The sequence below is a fragment of the Achromobacter sp. CF-sbj1-Ac2-l genome (assembly GCF_052698165.1).
In genome coordinates this window covers 2,414,680-2,428,559 of sequence record NZ_CP199855.1, presented here as the reverse complement: position 1 = coordinate 2,428,559, position 13,880 = coordinate 2,414,680, and the positions used below count along the sequence as shown (strand labels likewise).

At 68.6% G+C, this 13,880-nt stretch carries 13 protein-coding genes; 2 read left to right on the top strand and 11 right to left on the bottom strand.

Annotation, left to right across the window (positions count from 1 at the left end):
• Positions 1-6: 6 nt before the first annotated feature.
• The gene (locus tag ACUDCK_RS11110) at positions 7-738 is read right to left on the bottom strand and encodes a pseudouridine synthase (RefSeq protein WP_054504139.1); all 732 of its coding nucleotides are present in this window, start codon (positions 736-738) and stop codon (positions 7-9) included.
• A 126-nt stretch (positions 739-864) separates the two neighbouring features.
• Between ACUDCK_RS11110 and ACUDCK_RS11105 the strand changes: the two genes are divergently transcribed.
• Positions 865-1,485 (top strand): chorismate--pyruvate lyase family protein, encoded by a 621-nt coding sequence (locus ACUDCK_RS11105; RefSeq protein ID WP_064525540.1) that lies wholly within the window; start codon positions 865-867, stop codon positions 1,483-1,485.
• A gap of 76 nt (positions 1,486-1,561) precedes the next feature.
• Here ACUDCK_RS11105 and ACUDCK_RS11100 read toward each other — a convergent pair whose 3' ends face one another.
• The 10 genes from ACUDCK_RS11100 to ggt form a co-directional block, all read right to left on the bottom strand.
• The gene (locus tag ACUDCK_RS11100; RefSeq protein WP_054504138.1) at positions 1,562-2,980 is read right to left on the bottom strand and encodes a DHA2 family efflux MFS transporter permease subunit; all 1,419 of its coding nucleotides are present in this window, start codon (positions 2,978-2,980) and stop codon (positions 1,562-1,564) included.
• A 56-nt stretch (positions 2,981-3,036) separates the two neighbouring features.
• A complete protein-coding gene (locus ACUDCK_RS11095; RefSeq protein WP_064525525.1) occupies positions 3,037-3,735 on the bottom strand; it encodes an SDR family oxidoreductase in 699 nt (232 codons plus the stop codon).
• Between the two features lie 126 nt (positions 3,736-3,861).
• Entirely contained in the window at positions 3,862-4,461 is a 600-nt protein-coding gene (locus tag ACUDCK_RS11090) for a TetR/AcrR family transcriptional regulator (protein ID WP_054504136.1), read from the bottom strand.
• Between the two features lie 120 nt (positions 4,462-4,581).
• A complete protein-coding gene (locus ACUDCK_RS11085) occupies positions 4,582-5,163 on the bottom strand; it encodes a hypothetical protein (RefSeq protein ID WP_175167470.1) in 582 nt (193 codons plus the stop codon).
• Positions 5,164-5,194: 31 nt separating this feature from the next.
• Complete coding sequence (locus ACUDCK_RS11080) at positions 5,195-5,731, bottom strand: YaeQ family protein (RefSeq protein WP_049074453.1); 537 nt, start codon at positions 5,729-5,731, stop codon at positions 5,195-5,197.
• A gap of 125 nt (positions 5,732-5,856) precedes the next feature.
• Entirely contained in the window at positions 5,857-7,716 is a 1,860-nt protein-coding gene (locus ACUDCK_RS11075; RefSeq protein WP_116793293.1) for a dipeptide ABC transporter ATP-binding protein, read from the bottom strand.
• Positions 7,717-7,730: 14 nt separating this feature from the next.
• Positions 7,731-8,609, bottom strand: a complete 879-nt coding sequence (locus tag ACUDCK_RS11070) for an ABC transporter permease (RefSeq protein WP_054504133.1) — start codon at positions 8,607-8,609, stop codon at positions 7,731-7,733.
• A complete protein-coding gene (locus tag ACUDCK_RS11065; RefSeq protein ID WP_116793295.1) occupies positions 8,606-9,550 on the bottom strand; it encodes an ABC transporter permease in 945 nt (314 codons plus the stop codon). The genes ACUDCK_RS11070 and ACUDCK_RS11065 overlap by 4 nt, the downstream gene beginning before the upstream one ends.
• A 75-nt stretch (positions 9,551-9,625) precedes the next feature.
• Complete coding sequence (locus tag ACUDCK_RS11060) at positions 9,626-11,140, bottom strand: ABC transporter substrate-binding protein (RefSeq protein ID WP_175167472.1); 1,515 nt, start codon at positions 11,138-11,140, stop codon at positions 9,626-9,628.
• A 60-nt stretch (positions 11,141-11,200) separates the two neighbouring features.
• Positions 11,201-12,829, bottom strand: coding sequence for a gamma-glutamyltransferase (gene ggt, locus ACUDCK_RS11055; RefSeq protein WP_175167473.1), 1,629 nt, complete (start codon positions 12,827-12,829; stop codon positions 11,201-11,203).
• Between the two features lie 105 nt (positions 12,830-12,934).
• Here ggt and ACUDCK_RS11050 point away from each other — a divergent pair, with 105 nt between their 5' ends.
• A complete protein-coding gene (locus ACUDCK_RS11050; protein ID WP_054504129.1) occupies positions 12,935-13,837 on the top strand; it encodes a LysR family transcriptional regulator in 903 nt (300 codons plus the stop codon).
• The last annotated feature ends 43 nt before the right edge of the window (positions 13,838-13,880 follow it).

Sequence of the window (13,880 nt, the reverse complement as noted above, 5' to 3'; positions counted from 1 at the left end):
CCGCGTTCAGAAGCGTTCGTCGTCGCGCAGGTAGCGCCACTGGCCCAGCGGCAGGTCGCCCAGGGCCACGCGGCCGATGCGCACGCGTTTCAGGCCCACCACCTTCAGCCCGACCAGTTCGCACATGCGGCGGATCTGGCGTTTCTTGCCCTCGCGCAGCACGAAGCGCAACTGGTCGTGGTTCTGCCAGCGCACCTGGGCCGGCTTGAGCGCCTTGCCGTCCAGCGACAGGCCGTGGTTCAGCAGCGCGAGACCGTTCTCGGACAGTTCGCCCTGCACCCGCACCAGGTATTCCTTGTCGATGCTGGAATCTTCGCCGATCAGCAGCTTGGCCACGCGCCCGTCCTGCGTGAGCACCAGGAGGCCCTGCGAATCGATGTCCAGCCGCCCGGCCACGGCCAGGCCGTCCAGGTGGCCGCGCTCGAAGCGCTGCGGGCTGCGGTCGCCGGCAAAGCGCGAGCGCGCGTCGATCAGCGCCACCGCGGGCGTGTAGCCCTTTTCGGCCTGCCCCGAGACGTAGCCCACCGGCTTGTTGATGAGGATGGTGACGCGCGATGTCTGGCGCGCCTGCGCGGCGCGTTCCAGCGTAATGACCTGGTGCGGGAAGGCGCGCGCGCCCAGCTCGGACACCACCTCGCCGTCGACCCGCACCCAGCCGCGCTCGATATAGCTGTCGGCCTCGCGGCGCGAACAGAGTCCACGCTCGGACATGAGCTTGGAGATTCGTACTTTTTCCATGGCCGGTATTGTATGCGCAGGCCCCGCCCGCGCCGCCGCCCTGCGGCCGCCGGCGCCCCTGCGGCAATCGGCCACAGGCCGCGACGGCCAGGCCGCGCGCCGGCCTTGGCATAATACGCAGCCATGATGACCTCAGCAGCAGCACATCGCCCTCCCCTGGCCGCCGGCTGGCTGGCCAGCGCCCCGCCCGTCCTGACCCTTGCCCAGCGCCATTGGCTGTTCCGTCCCGGCGCCCTGACCGCCGGCCTGCGCCAGGTCGGCCAGGTGCGCCTGCGGGTGCTGGCCGAGTACGCGGACGGCGCGCCCGCCGACGAAGCGCACGCCATGCGCATCGCGCCCGGCGCGCCCGTCTGGGTGCGCGAGGTGCTGATGTCGGTGGACGGCATCGACAGCGTGCCGGCGCGCAGCCTGACGCCGCTGCGCGCCTCGCACGGCGCCTGGCAGGGCATGCGGCGGCTGCTGACGCGGCCGTTGGCGGACATGCTGTATCACGACAGCACCGTGATCCGTTCGCCGTTCGCGTGCCGCCGGCTGGCCTGGCCGGTGCCGTTTCACGCCACCGCCGCTGGCGCGCTGGCCGCCAATGGCCGCCCGCGCGACGCCGAGCGGGTCTGGGCGCGACGCTCGGTGTTCTGGCGCCAGGGCCAGCCGCTGCTGGTGGCGGAATGCTTCCTGCCGGATTTCTGGCGCCTGGTGGCCGGCCGCGCGGCGCCGCCGCTGGTGCCGCACCAGCGTACGCCGCGCTAGCCGCGAGGCGCCGCCGGGCGCCGCGCCGCACGCCTCCGCCCAGCACACCCCCGCCTCGTTCCCGCCGCGCAGGCGCTTACGCATGCGCGGGGCGCGGCCGGGTGTCCACCGCCAGGCAGAGCAGGCCCGTCAGCAGCGCCAGCCCCACATGGCCGATATACAGTGGATCGAAGTCCGCGTGGCTCAGTGCCCCCTTGCCCAGCAACAGCACCGTCAACGCCACCCCCAGCACCGCGCCGATCTGGCGCGTGGCCTGGTTGACCGCGCTGCCGACCGCGTAGTGCTGCGGCGGCAGGCGGTTGACGGCGGCGCCGGCCAGCGACGGCAGCACCAGGCCCACGCCCAGCCCGCTCAGGATCAAGCCGGGCAGCCAATGCGCCAGGTAGGCGGGCTCGGCGCCCGGCACCAGCAGGAACCACAGTCCGCTGGCGGCGTACACCAGCGAGCCGCCCACCAGGAACGGGCGATGGCCCAGGCGCGCCGCCAGCTTGCCGGTGATGATCGCGGTGGGCATCACCAGCAGCGGGCCCGGCGTCACGGCCAGGCCCGCGCGCGGCAGACTATAGTGCCAGACGCCGGTCATGTAGAAGAAGAAGGCGAAGAACATCATCGCGAAGGCGATGCCGAAGCTGAGCGTGGCCAGGTTCACGTAGCGATAGGTGCGATGCTTGAACAGCGCCAGATCGACCAGCGGATGCGGCGTGCTGCGGGCCCAGCCCACGAAGGCCGCCAGCGACACCAGCCCCATCGCCGCCACCATCCACAGCTCGCCACGGCTCCAGTGCGGGGATTCCGACTGCACGATGGCCAGCGCCACCGCGCCCACGCCCACCATCAGCAGCGCCATGCCGACGCCGTCGACGCGCCGCCGCGCTTCGGGCCGCACCGATTCCTTGAGGCGGCTGGCGCCGAACCAGAGCGACAACGCGCCCAACGGCAGGTTGATGTAGAAGGCCCACGGCCAGCCGGCGGCATCGACCACGAACGCGCCCAGGCTGGGACCGACCGCCGCCGCCAGCGCGGCCACCGCGCCCCACAGGCTCACCGCCACCGAGCGCTGCGAGGCCGGGAAGGCGGCAAGCACGATGGACAGCGAGGCCGGCGTCAGCAGCGCCGCGCCGACCGCCTGCGCCACGCGCGCCGCGATCAGCCAACCGACGCTGCCCGCCAGGCCGCAGGCAGCCGAGGCCGCCAGGAACAGCAGCACCCCGACCATGAACATGCGCTTGCGTCCATGCGTATCGGCCAGCCCGCCGGACGGGATCAGCATGGCGGCGTAGACCACCGTGTAGGCGTTCAGCACCCAGGACATGTCGGCGGCCGAGGCCTGCGGAAAGCCGGCGCGCATGGCGCCGAACGCGGCATAGAGCATGGTCGCGTCCAGGGAAACCAGGAATACGGCCACGCTGGCGATCCAGAAGATCGGCCAGGGAGATTGGGCCGCGAGCGGCGCGGCGGCGGCATGGGGAGCCGCGGAGGTGGCATTGGAATGCATGTCGATCGGACTCGGAAATGGCGTCGGAAAGGTCGCGAGGGCGTAGCGTCCGCGGCTCATGCCTGCAGGTAGACGGGCGGCTCGGCCGCGAGGCCCTGCTTGACCCGGCGCGTGGCGTCGTCGGCCAGCACTTCCTCGGCCCCGGCTTCGAGCGCGTCGAAGGCCTGGCGCACCACCGAGTCAGGAGTGCTCTTGGGCGCGTCCAGTCCCCGCGTCAGGTCGGTATCGACAAACCCCATGTGCAGGCCAAGCACCTGCGTGCCCTGCTCGCGCAGTTCGTGGCGCAGGCCGTTGGTCAGGGCCCAGGCGGCCGACTTGCTCATGCCGTACACGCCCAGCATCGGCCGGTTGATCCAACTGGCGATCGACAGCACGTTCAGCAGCGCGCCGCCGCCGTTGGCCGCGAGCACCGGCGCAAAGCCCTGCGCCACGCGCAGCGAGCCCAGCAGATTGGTTTCCAGGTGGCGGCGCGCCGATTCGATGCTGCCTTCGGCCAGGAAGCCGCCCATGGCGGCGATGCCGGCATTGTTGATGACCAGCGTGACGTCCTTGGCCAGCGCGGCCGCGGCGGCCACGTCCTGGTCGCTGGTGACGTCGAGCTGGATGGCCTGCACGCCCGGCAGCGTGACGCTGGCCGGATCGCGCGCGCCGGCGTAGACCTTGCGGGCGCCGCGGGCCAGCGCCTCGCGGGCGAAGGCCAGGCCGATGCCGCGGTTGGCGCCGGTGATGAGGACGGTGGCGTTCTTCAGTTGCATGATGTCTTTCCTTGGGTGCTGCGTTCTGGCGGGGGGGCCGGAAACACCGGCCGGTTATATGAATATGACGATCATCATATTCATGGAGTGAAGAAAGGCCGCGCGCGGCGGCCCGGAAAAAGGGGTTCAGTGGGCGGCTTGACGGCCCTCGCTGTCGTACTGGTCCAGGATCGACTGGCGCGCGGCCGCCAGCATGGCCCGGCCCTGCTCGTTGTCGCCGAGCGCGCGGGCCAGTTGCATGGCGCCGACCAGGTTGCTGGTGATCGCCATCGCCGCGTGCGGGCCGGCGTCGGCCGGCAGCGCCTGCCGCACCACGCCGACCAGGCCGGACACCCGGCTGGCCGAGATGTCGCGGACCTCGGGCGACTGGCGCGGCATCTCCGAGGCGAGCGCCGAAATCGGGCAACCGCTCTCGCACCCCAGCAGATGCTTCTCGGACAGATAGCTTTCGACCAGGGCCCGCAGCGGGCTGGCGCCTTCGGCGCGGCGCCGCGCCATGCCCTGCGCCATGCGCGCCGCGCCATCCCGGCCGGCGCGTTCCATCGCCGCCACCAGCATGGCATCGCGCGACGGGAAATGCGCGTAGAAGCCGCCGTGCGTGAGCCCGGCCTCTTTCATCACGTCGGCCACGCCGACGCCGGCGTAGCCTTCCCGACGAATGGCGCGCGCGGCCGCTTCCACGATGCGGTCATGGGATATCTCTTTGCGGGAAGCGGGGCCGGCCATGGTCGGGACTCCGAAATATGATGGCCATAATATAAACCTGCCCCGCACACTTTGCACGCTTTTTTTGTTGCGATGCAAGATCGGGCGCGGAACGTTCCCTGGGCGCGGCGGAGAAGCCCCTCAGGGCGCGCTGAAGCTGTCCAGCACCTTGCGGAACGTCCCGGCCGTGCGGTCGAACCCCTCCCGGGCGACGCCCGGGTGATAGGCTCCAGACGAGCACATGAGGGACCAGGTGTAGCCGTCCGCCAACCGCAGCCGCACCAGCGCCACCTGGCGGTCGTCACCCTGGGTGAGGGTCAGCAGGGCCTGGTGCGCCGGCAGCCCGGCCAGGGTCGACACCCCGTTCTCGAGCACATTCACCTGCTGGTCGGAATACATCATGCTCCAGGCGACTTCGGGCAGGACGGCATCCTGCTCGCCCAGCGGCTCCGGGGGATCGATGGTGCGCAGCGAGACCGAACACGTCTGGTTGTCGGCCGCGGTGGCGCCAGGCTTGGCGATCATGATCATTTCCTGGCCAGCCTGCGCCGGCCCCTGCGCCAGTTCCCACCCCGCCGGGACCAGCACCTTCTGGCCGCCGGCGAACACGTGCATGCGGTCCGTGGCGGCCGTGGCCGGCTCCCCGGCCGGCGCCGCGACCGCCCGCAGCGAAAATACCACCAGCGGCAATGCCGCCCATGCCAATGTTCGGGTCTTCCTCATCCCTACGCCTCCAGGAAAGGGCCTGGCGGTATCAGCGCCAGACTTCGGGTTCGATGCTGACTTCGCCCTTGTCGGCCGAGAAATACACCACGCCGTCCGAGATATTGGCATTCAACTGCATGGTGCGTTCGGCCAGATTGGCCAGCGCGCGCGTCTGCTCGGACGGCAGGTTGATGACCTTCAGGTTGCGGGTGCGTTCCAGCTTGTTGCGCACGCCGTCCCACCAGATCCTGCTGGCCGAGCCGCCGTAGCAGTAGACGATGACCTGCTCGGCGCGGCCGCAGGCGCGCAGGATGCGGCGCTCTTCGGGCTGCCCGACCTCGATCCACAGGGTGATGGCGCCGGTCAGGTCCTTGACCCACAGGTCCGGCTCGTCGGTGTCGCTCAGCCCCTTGGTGAAGGACAGCTCTTCCTGGGCCTGCAGCGCGTAGGCCACCAGGCGCACCATCATGCGCTCGTCGGTTTCGGAGGGATGGCGGGCGACCGTCAGCGCGTGGCTGCCGTAGTAGTGCCGATCGGTGTCGGCCACGTTGAGGTCGGCCTTGTAGATAGTGGCGCGCAGGGCCATGGCGAGAAAATCCGTTGAATGGGGCGAATGACTGAAGGCCGCCATGATACCGCCTGCGGCGCGATCGGCCCGCGCGGCCCGCGGCGAGGGCCCGCCGCTTTGCCGGCAGGCACCCCCGCCACGGCTCAGTACACGCCGACGGAATGACGCGCGACGTAGTGCCCTTCCCCGACCCGCACCAGCGGCTCCACCAGGGGATCGTCGCCCAGCTTGCGCATCGGGCTGGGGATTTCGTCGACCAGCAGCGAGCGCTCGCGGTGGCGGCGCTGCGGATCGGCGATCGGCACCGCCGCCATCAGCTTCTTCGTGTAGGGATGCTGCGGGTTCTCGAAGATGGCGCGGCGCGGGCCGATCTCGACGATCTGGCCCAGGTACATCACCGCGACGCGGTGGCTGACCCGCTCGACCACCGCCATGTCGTGCGAGATGAACAGGAACGACACGCCCAGCTCGCGCTGCAGGTCGAGCAGCAGGTTGACGATCTGCGCCTGGATCGACACGTCCAGGGCCGACACCGATTCGTCGGCGATCACCACCTTGGGGTTCAGCGCCAGGGCGCGCGCGATGCAGATGCGCTGGCGCTGCCCGCCCGAGAACTCGTGCGGATAACGGTCGATCATCTCGGGCACGAGGCCGCACTTGTCCATCAGCCAGCGCACCCGTTCCTCGGCCTTCGCGCCGCTGGCGACGCGGTGGATCAGCAGCGGCTCCATGATGGAGTAGCCGACCGTCATGCGCGGATCGAGCGAGGCGAACGGATCCTGGAAGATGAACTGGATGTGCCGGCGCAGCGTCTGCATGGCGCTGCCGCGCAGCGCGCCGATGTTCTGGCCGTCGAATTCGATCGAGCCGCCACGGCTCTTGACCAGTTGCAGCAGCGAGCGGCCGGTGGTGGTCTTGCCGCAGCCGGACTCGCCCACCAGGGACAGCGTCTCGCCGGGATACAGGTCGAAGCTGACCTTCTCCACGGCGTGGACGCGCTTTTGCACGCGGCCGAGAATGCCGCCGGTGATGTCGAAGGTGGTGGTCAGGTCGCGCACCTTCAGCACCGGGCCGTTCTCGCGGCGCACGGTGGACGGCGCCGCCATGGCCGGCTCGGCGGGCGCGGCCTGGCGCGCGGCGTCCTCGACCTTGAGCAGCGGGAATGGCGCCGGTTCGTCGGTGCCATGCATGGCGCCCAGGCGCGGCACGGCCGACAGCAAGGCGCGGGTGTAGGCATGTTGCGGCCGCGCGAAAACGTCGTCGGAACCGCCCTCCTCGACCTTGTCGCCGCGATACATCACCAGCACCCGGTCGGCCACTTCGGCCACCACGCCCATGTCATGGGTGATGAAGATGACGCCCATGTCCATTTCTTCCTGCAACTGGCGGATCAGTTGCAGGATCTGGGCCTGGATGGTGACGTCCAGCGCCGTGGTCGGTTCGTCGGCGATCAGCAGTTGCGGCTTGCAGGACAGCGCCATGGCGATCATGACGCGCTGGCGCATGCCGCCGGACAACTGGTGCGGATAGCGGTCGAGAATGGCGCGGGCTTCCGGGATGCGCACCCGCTCCAGCATGCGCAGCGTTTCGGCGCGCGCCGCGGCCGCGTCCAGCCCCTGGTGCAGTTGCAGGGCCTCGGCGATCTGGTTGCCGGCCGTGAAGCTGGGGTTGAGCGAGGTCATCGGCTCCTGGAAGATCATCGCCACGTCGGCGCCGCGCACGCGCTGCAGCGTGCTGTCGGGCGCATTGACCAGGTCCAGCACGTCGCCGTTGCGCCGGCGCAGCAGCATGCCGCCGTTGACGATGCGGCCGCCGCCGTACTCCACCAGGCGCATCAGCGCCAGCGAGGTGACCGATTTGCCCGAGCCGGACTCGCCCACGATCGCCAGGGTCTCGCCGCGGTCGACGTGGAATGACACGTTGCGCACCGCTTCGACGACGCGCTCGGGGGTTTTGAAGCGCACGGTCAGGTCGTTGACCTGGACGACGCGTTTGGGATCCATGGTTGCCATGATGATTACTTGTCCTGACGGGGATCCAGCGCGTCGCGCAGCCCGTCGCCCAGCAGATTGAAGCCCAGCACCACCAGGAAAATGGCCGATCCGGGGAAGATCGACATCCAGGGCGCCTGGGTCATGAAGTTCTTGGCGGTGTTCAGCATCGAGCCCCACGACGGATTCGGCGGCTGCAGGCCCAGGCCCAGGAACGACAGGCTGGCCTCGGCGATGATGGCCGTGGCGATGGTGATGGTGGCCTGCACGATCAGCGGCGGCATGACGTTCGGGAACACGTGGCGGCAGATGATGCGCAGGTCCGAGGCGCCCAGCGCGCGGGCGCTCTGCACGTAGTCCTCGCTCTTGACGGCCAGCACCTGCCCGCGCGTGAGCCGGATGAACTTGGGCGCGGCCGACACGCCGATGGCGATCATGGCGTTGGTCAGGCTCGGGCCGAGGAAGGCGGCCAGCGCGATGGCCAGGATCAGGAACGGGATCGCCAGCAGCGCCTCGGTGGCGCGCGAGATGCAGCTATCGGTCCAGCCGCCGAAATAACCGGCGGCCAGGCCGAACGGCACGCCCACCACCAGCGCGATCAACACCGACACCAGGCCGGCCATGAGCGAGGCGCGCGCGCCATAGACCATGCGGCTGAAGATGTCGCGGCCGAGCTCGTCGGTGCCCAGCCAGTAGGACGCCGACGGCGCCTTGCGGATGGTGGTGAAGCTGGTCTGGAACGGGTCGTGGTTGGCGATCAGCGGCGCCAGCAGCGCCAGCAGCACGAAGAACAGCACGATCCCCAGGCCCAGCATGGCGACGTGATTGCGTTTGAACTTGCCCCAGGCGCGGTTGCGGCTGCGGGGCGGCGTGACGGCAGCGGCCGTTGCGGGAATGGCGCTCATGCGTGCCTCAGGCGGGGATTGACCAGGATGTAGAGGATGTCGGCCAGCAGGTTCATCAGGATGAAACCCACAGCGACGCAGAGCACCACGCCCTGCACCACCGCGTAGTCGCGCGTGAAGACCGCGTCGACCACCAGCTTGCCGAAGCCCGGGATGGTGAAGACCTGTTCGGTCAGCACCGCGCCCGCCAGCAATTCGCCGAACAACAGCGTCACCAGGGTGACGATCGGCATCAGCGCATTGCGCAGCGCGTGCCGCAGCACCACGCGGCGCGGCGATACGCCCTTGGCGCGGGCGGTGCGCACGTAATCGGCCGACAGCGCCTCGAGCATGGCCGACCGGGTGTGGCGCATGAGATAGGCGGCAATCGCGGTGGACAGCACCAGCGACGGCATCAGCATGGTCTTGATCGACAGCCAGAAGTCCTCGGCCGGCGACACGTAGCCCGAGGCCGGCAGCAGCTTCCATTGCACCGACACCACCATGATGAGGATGATGCCGAGCCAGAAATTGGGAATCGACATGCCTGACAGCGCGGCGATGTTGGCCCCCATCTCGACCGGCCTGCCCTTGCGCACGGCGGCCACGATGCCCATGGGGATGCCCACCAGCAGCGCGAAGAACATGGCCATCGCCGCCAGTTGCAGGGTCACCGGCAGCTTCTGGGCGATCAGCGTGGTCACCGGCACGTCGGTGCGCAGCGACTTGCCCAGGTCGCCTTGCAGCACCTGCCCGGCCCAGGCGGCGTACTGCATCGGCAGCGGATCGTTGAGACGGTATTTGTCGCGCAGATAATCCAGCACGGCGGGATCGCGCTCTTCGCCGGCCAGGGTCAGCACCGGATCGCCGGGCAGGATTTTCTGCAGCATGAAGACGATCATCGACACCAGTATCAGGGTCGGTATCGCGACGATCATGCGGCGCAAGATGAGTTTAAGCATGGGGAAAAACCGTAGAAAACAAAAGGCCACGCGCGCGTGGCCGGCGGGCGCGGCGGCGAACCGCCGCGCACCGGTTTACTTCTGGGCGAACGTCACGCCCTTCAGGCGGATCATGCCGTCCGGATACGGCACGAAGCCCTTGACCTTCTTGGCCAGCGCGAACGGCCACGGCTGGTAGTAGTTGTACACGCCGGGCAGTTCGTCCTGGATGATCGTCTGCGCCTGGTCGTAGATGGCGCGGCGCTTGGTTTCATCCGGCACCGTGCGGGCCTCGTTGAGCAGCTTGTCGACTTCCGGGTTGCAATAGTGGCCGTCGTTGAGCGCGCCCTTGCAGGTCACGAAGCTATGGATGTTGCCGTCCGGATCGACCCGTCCCGACCAGCCCAGCATCACCACCTGGAAGTTGCCGCCGGCCGATTCCTTCTGCAGGGCGGCGTACTCGGTGGGCCGCAGCGACAGGTCGAAGCCGGCCTCGGAGGCCATGGCCTGCACCATCTCGGCCACCGACGAGGTGGTGGTGTTGTTGCCGAACATGACCTCGGCCTTGACGCGGTCGAAGCCGGCCTGCTTGAGCAGCGCGCGGGCCTTGGCCACGTCGCGCTTGGTCATGGGGAACTTGTCGCTATGGTAGGGGCTGGCGGGCGGGAACGGCTGCTGCGCCGGTTCGAAGATGCCGCCGCCGGCCACTTCGTTGATGGCGTTGCGGTCGATGGCGAGCTGGAACGCCTGGCGCACCAGCTTGTTCTTGAACGGATTGTCCTCGGCGCGCTTGCCGTTGGCGACGTTGAACATGAACTGCTGGAAGCCCAGGCCGGCCACCGGCGCGAAGGTCAGGCTGGCGTCGTTCTTGACCTGCGGCGCGTCGGACGGGTTCAGGCGCTCGAGCAGATCCAGGTCGCCGGCGCGCAGGTTCGACAGGCGCACGGTGGTATCGGGGATCGGCAGGAAGGTGATGCGCTTGAAGGCGTAGTCCTTGGCGTCGTAGTACTGGTCGAATTTCTCCAGCACGACGCGGTCGTTCTGGATGCGCTCGACGAACTTGTACGGACCCGAGCAGATCGGCTTGCGACCGACCGCGGCCACGTCGGCGTCGGCGAACGACTTGGGCGACAGCATCATGCCGGCGCGGTCGGACAGTTGCGCCAGCAGCGTGGCGTCGGGCTGCTTGAGGGTCAGCACCAGGGTGCTGGCGTCGGGCGCCTCGACTTTCTCGACCGAGGCCAGCTCGCCCTTGCGCAGGCTGTCGGGCAGCGTCATGGCGCGTTCCAGGTTGGCCTTGGCGGCGGCGGCGTCGAACTTGCTGCCGTCATGGAACAGCGCGTCTTCGCGCAGCTTGAAGGTAAGCACCTTGTTGTCCGGGCTGAACGACCACGAGGTGGCCAGTTGCGGCACGAAGTGCAGCTTGGGATCGATGTCCACCAGCTTGTCGCACAGCGAGGTGAAGACGATGCGGCCGACGTAGGTGCGGGCGCGGTGCGGGTCCAGCACGTCCGGATCTTCCTGCAGGCCGATGCGGATGTTCTGCGCGCAGGCGGCGCCGGCGGCCAGCGCCAGCACGCTGGCGCCGAAGGTCATGGTCAAGCGTTTCATTGTGTTTATTCCCCTTGTGGCTGCAATGCCTGGCTGCGATGCCAGGCGGCAAGGCGCGTATCAGAAGCCCACGGCTTGGCCGTCGCGGCGGCTGTCGCTGGCGGCGACGTAGCCAAGCTCGTTGTCGCTTTCGGACATGCGCCAGATGAATTGGCCGGCGCCGAAGTCCATGTACGGATCGTCCACGGATTTCAAAGCATGCCCGAGGTCTTTCAGGCCCGCAATAGTGGAAGCCTTCATATTGGTCTCGATATCCAGCGTGAAATCGCGGTTGACCTTCCAGCGCGGCGCGCAGCAGGCGGCCTGCGGGTTCTGGTGGTAGTCGACCATGCGGATCACGGTCTGCAGGTGGCCCTGCGGCTGCATGTCGCCGCCCATCACGCCGAAGCTCATGACAGGCTTGCCGCCGCGCGTCAGGAAACCCGGGATGATGGTGTGGAACGGCCGCTTGCCGCCCTCGACCACGTTGGCCGACTTGGGATCCATCGAGAAGCCGACGCCGCGGTTCTGCAGGCTGATGCCCGTGCCCGGCACCACCACGCCCGAGCCGAAACCCATGTAGTTGGACTGGATGAACGAGATCATCATGCCCTTCTCGTCGGCGGCGGTCAGGTAGACGGTGCCGCCGGCGGCCGGGCGGCCCGCGCCGAAATGGGTGGCGCCGTCCAGGCGGATCAGCTTGGCGCGGCTGTCCAGGTAGTCGTCCGACAGCATCTGCTCGGGCGTGACTTCCATCGAGCGCGGGTCGGCCACGTACTTGTAGAGGTCGGCGAAAGCCAGCTTCATGGCCTCGATCTGCAGGTGCTGCGACTGCACCGAGTCGACCGGCATGTCGGCAATGTTGAAGCGTTCGACGATGCCCAGGGCGATCAAGGCGGCGATGCCCTGTCCGTTCGGCGGGATCTCATGCAGCTCGTAGCCGCGGTAGGAACGGGAGATCGGCTTGACCCATTCCGGGCGGTAGGCGCGCAGGTCTTCCAGCGTCATGGCGGCGCCGCATTCCTGGCTGAAGGCGGCGATGCGCTCGGCCAGCTCGCCTTCGTAGAAATCGCGGCCCTTGGAGGCGGCGATGCGGCGCAGCGTGTTGGCCGCGTCCGGAAAGCGGAAGTGCTCGCCGACCTTGGGCGCGCGGCCCTCGGGCATGAAGGCCTGGGCGTAGCCCGGCTGGTTGCTCAGTTCATTGGCGGCGGCGGCCCACTTGTGCGCCACCACCGGCGGCACGGCATAGCCGCGCTCGGCGATCTCGATGGCCGGTTCGAACAGTTGCTCGAACGGCAGCTTGCCGAGCTTTTCGTGCAGCGCGGACCAGCCGGCCACCACGCCCGGCACCGTGACCGCGTCCCAGCCGCGCTTGGGCTGGATCGCCAGGCCGTCGGCGCCGACGCCGTACTTGCGCTTGAAGTATTCGACATTCCACGCGGCGGGGGCCACGCCCGAGGAATTCAGGCCATGCAGTTCCTTGCCGTCCCAGACGATGGCAAAGCAGTCGCCCCCCAGGCCGCAGGAGACCGGCTCGACCAGCACGATGGCGGCGGCGGCGGCGATGGCGGCGTCGACCGCGTTGCCGCCCTTGAGCAGCATGCGCAGGCCAGCCTGGGCCGCCAGGGGGTGCGACGTGGACACCACGTTACGCGCGAACAGCGGGATACGGATGGAGGGATACGGGTTGACCCAGTCGAAGGATTTCATGGCGCCTGTCTCATAGAGGTAAGCAGGCGAAGGTACTCCCGTGATCTAATTAAATCAATTTGATTTTTTGTTCAGTAATAAAAGAAATTTTTGTGAATTGACCCCATGAGCACCATCCGTTTCCTGCGCACCTTTCTGGCCGTCGCCCACCATGGATCCTTCTCCGAAGCGGCCGAGCAGGTGGCCCTGACGCAGGCCGCCGTCAGCTTCCAGATGCGGTCGCTGGAGGCCGAACTGGGGCGCGAGCTGTTCGACCGCAGCGGCCGGCTGGCCATCCTGAATGCGGCGGGCCGGGAATTGCTGCCGGAAATCAAGCACTTGCTGGATTTATACGACCGCATGCGGCTGCCGCGCACCGTGCCGGGCGAACTGGCGGGGTCGGTCTCGGTGGGCAGCATCGTCTCCTGCATGGGCACGCTGTCCAAGGTGGTGTCGGGCATGAAGAAGTCGCACCCCAGGCTGGACGTGCGCATCCTGTCGGGCAAGGCCAGCGAACTGGCCGGCAAGGTCGAGGACGGCGAACTGGACGCGGCCTTCCTGGTGGAGGCCGGCCGCAAGATGGCCAGCACCCGCTGGACCCCGCTCTATGAAGAACCGCTGGTGGTGATCGCCCCGCCCTCGGCCGCCGGCCACGACGCGCGCCAGGTGCTGGCGGGCAACCCCTTCCTGCGCTTTGACCGCACCCAGCGCACCGGCCTGCAAATCGACCGCCTGCTGCGGCGCCTGGCGGTGCCGCTGGACGAATTCCTGGAACTGAACGCGATCGAGACTCTGATCGAACTGGTGCGCCAGGAGGTCGGGGTGACGCTGCTGCCGCTCATCAACGGCTCGAACTGGCGCGACAGCCCGCAGTTGCGCATCCTGCCGTTGCCCGACGACCTGGGGCCGTCGGCCCGCGCCATCGGCATGCTGGAGCGGCGCGAGCATGCCCGCCAGGGCATCACCACGGCCATCTGCGAGGCATGCGCCGCCGCATTCCGGGCGCGCGAGCCGCAGGCCATCCCGTAACCGGCGCGCCGCACGCAAGCACGCCCCGCCTCGCGCCCCGGGC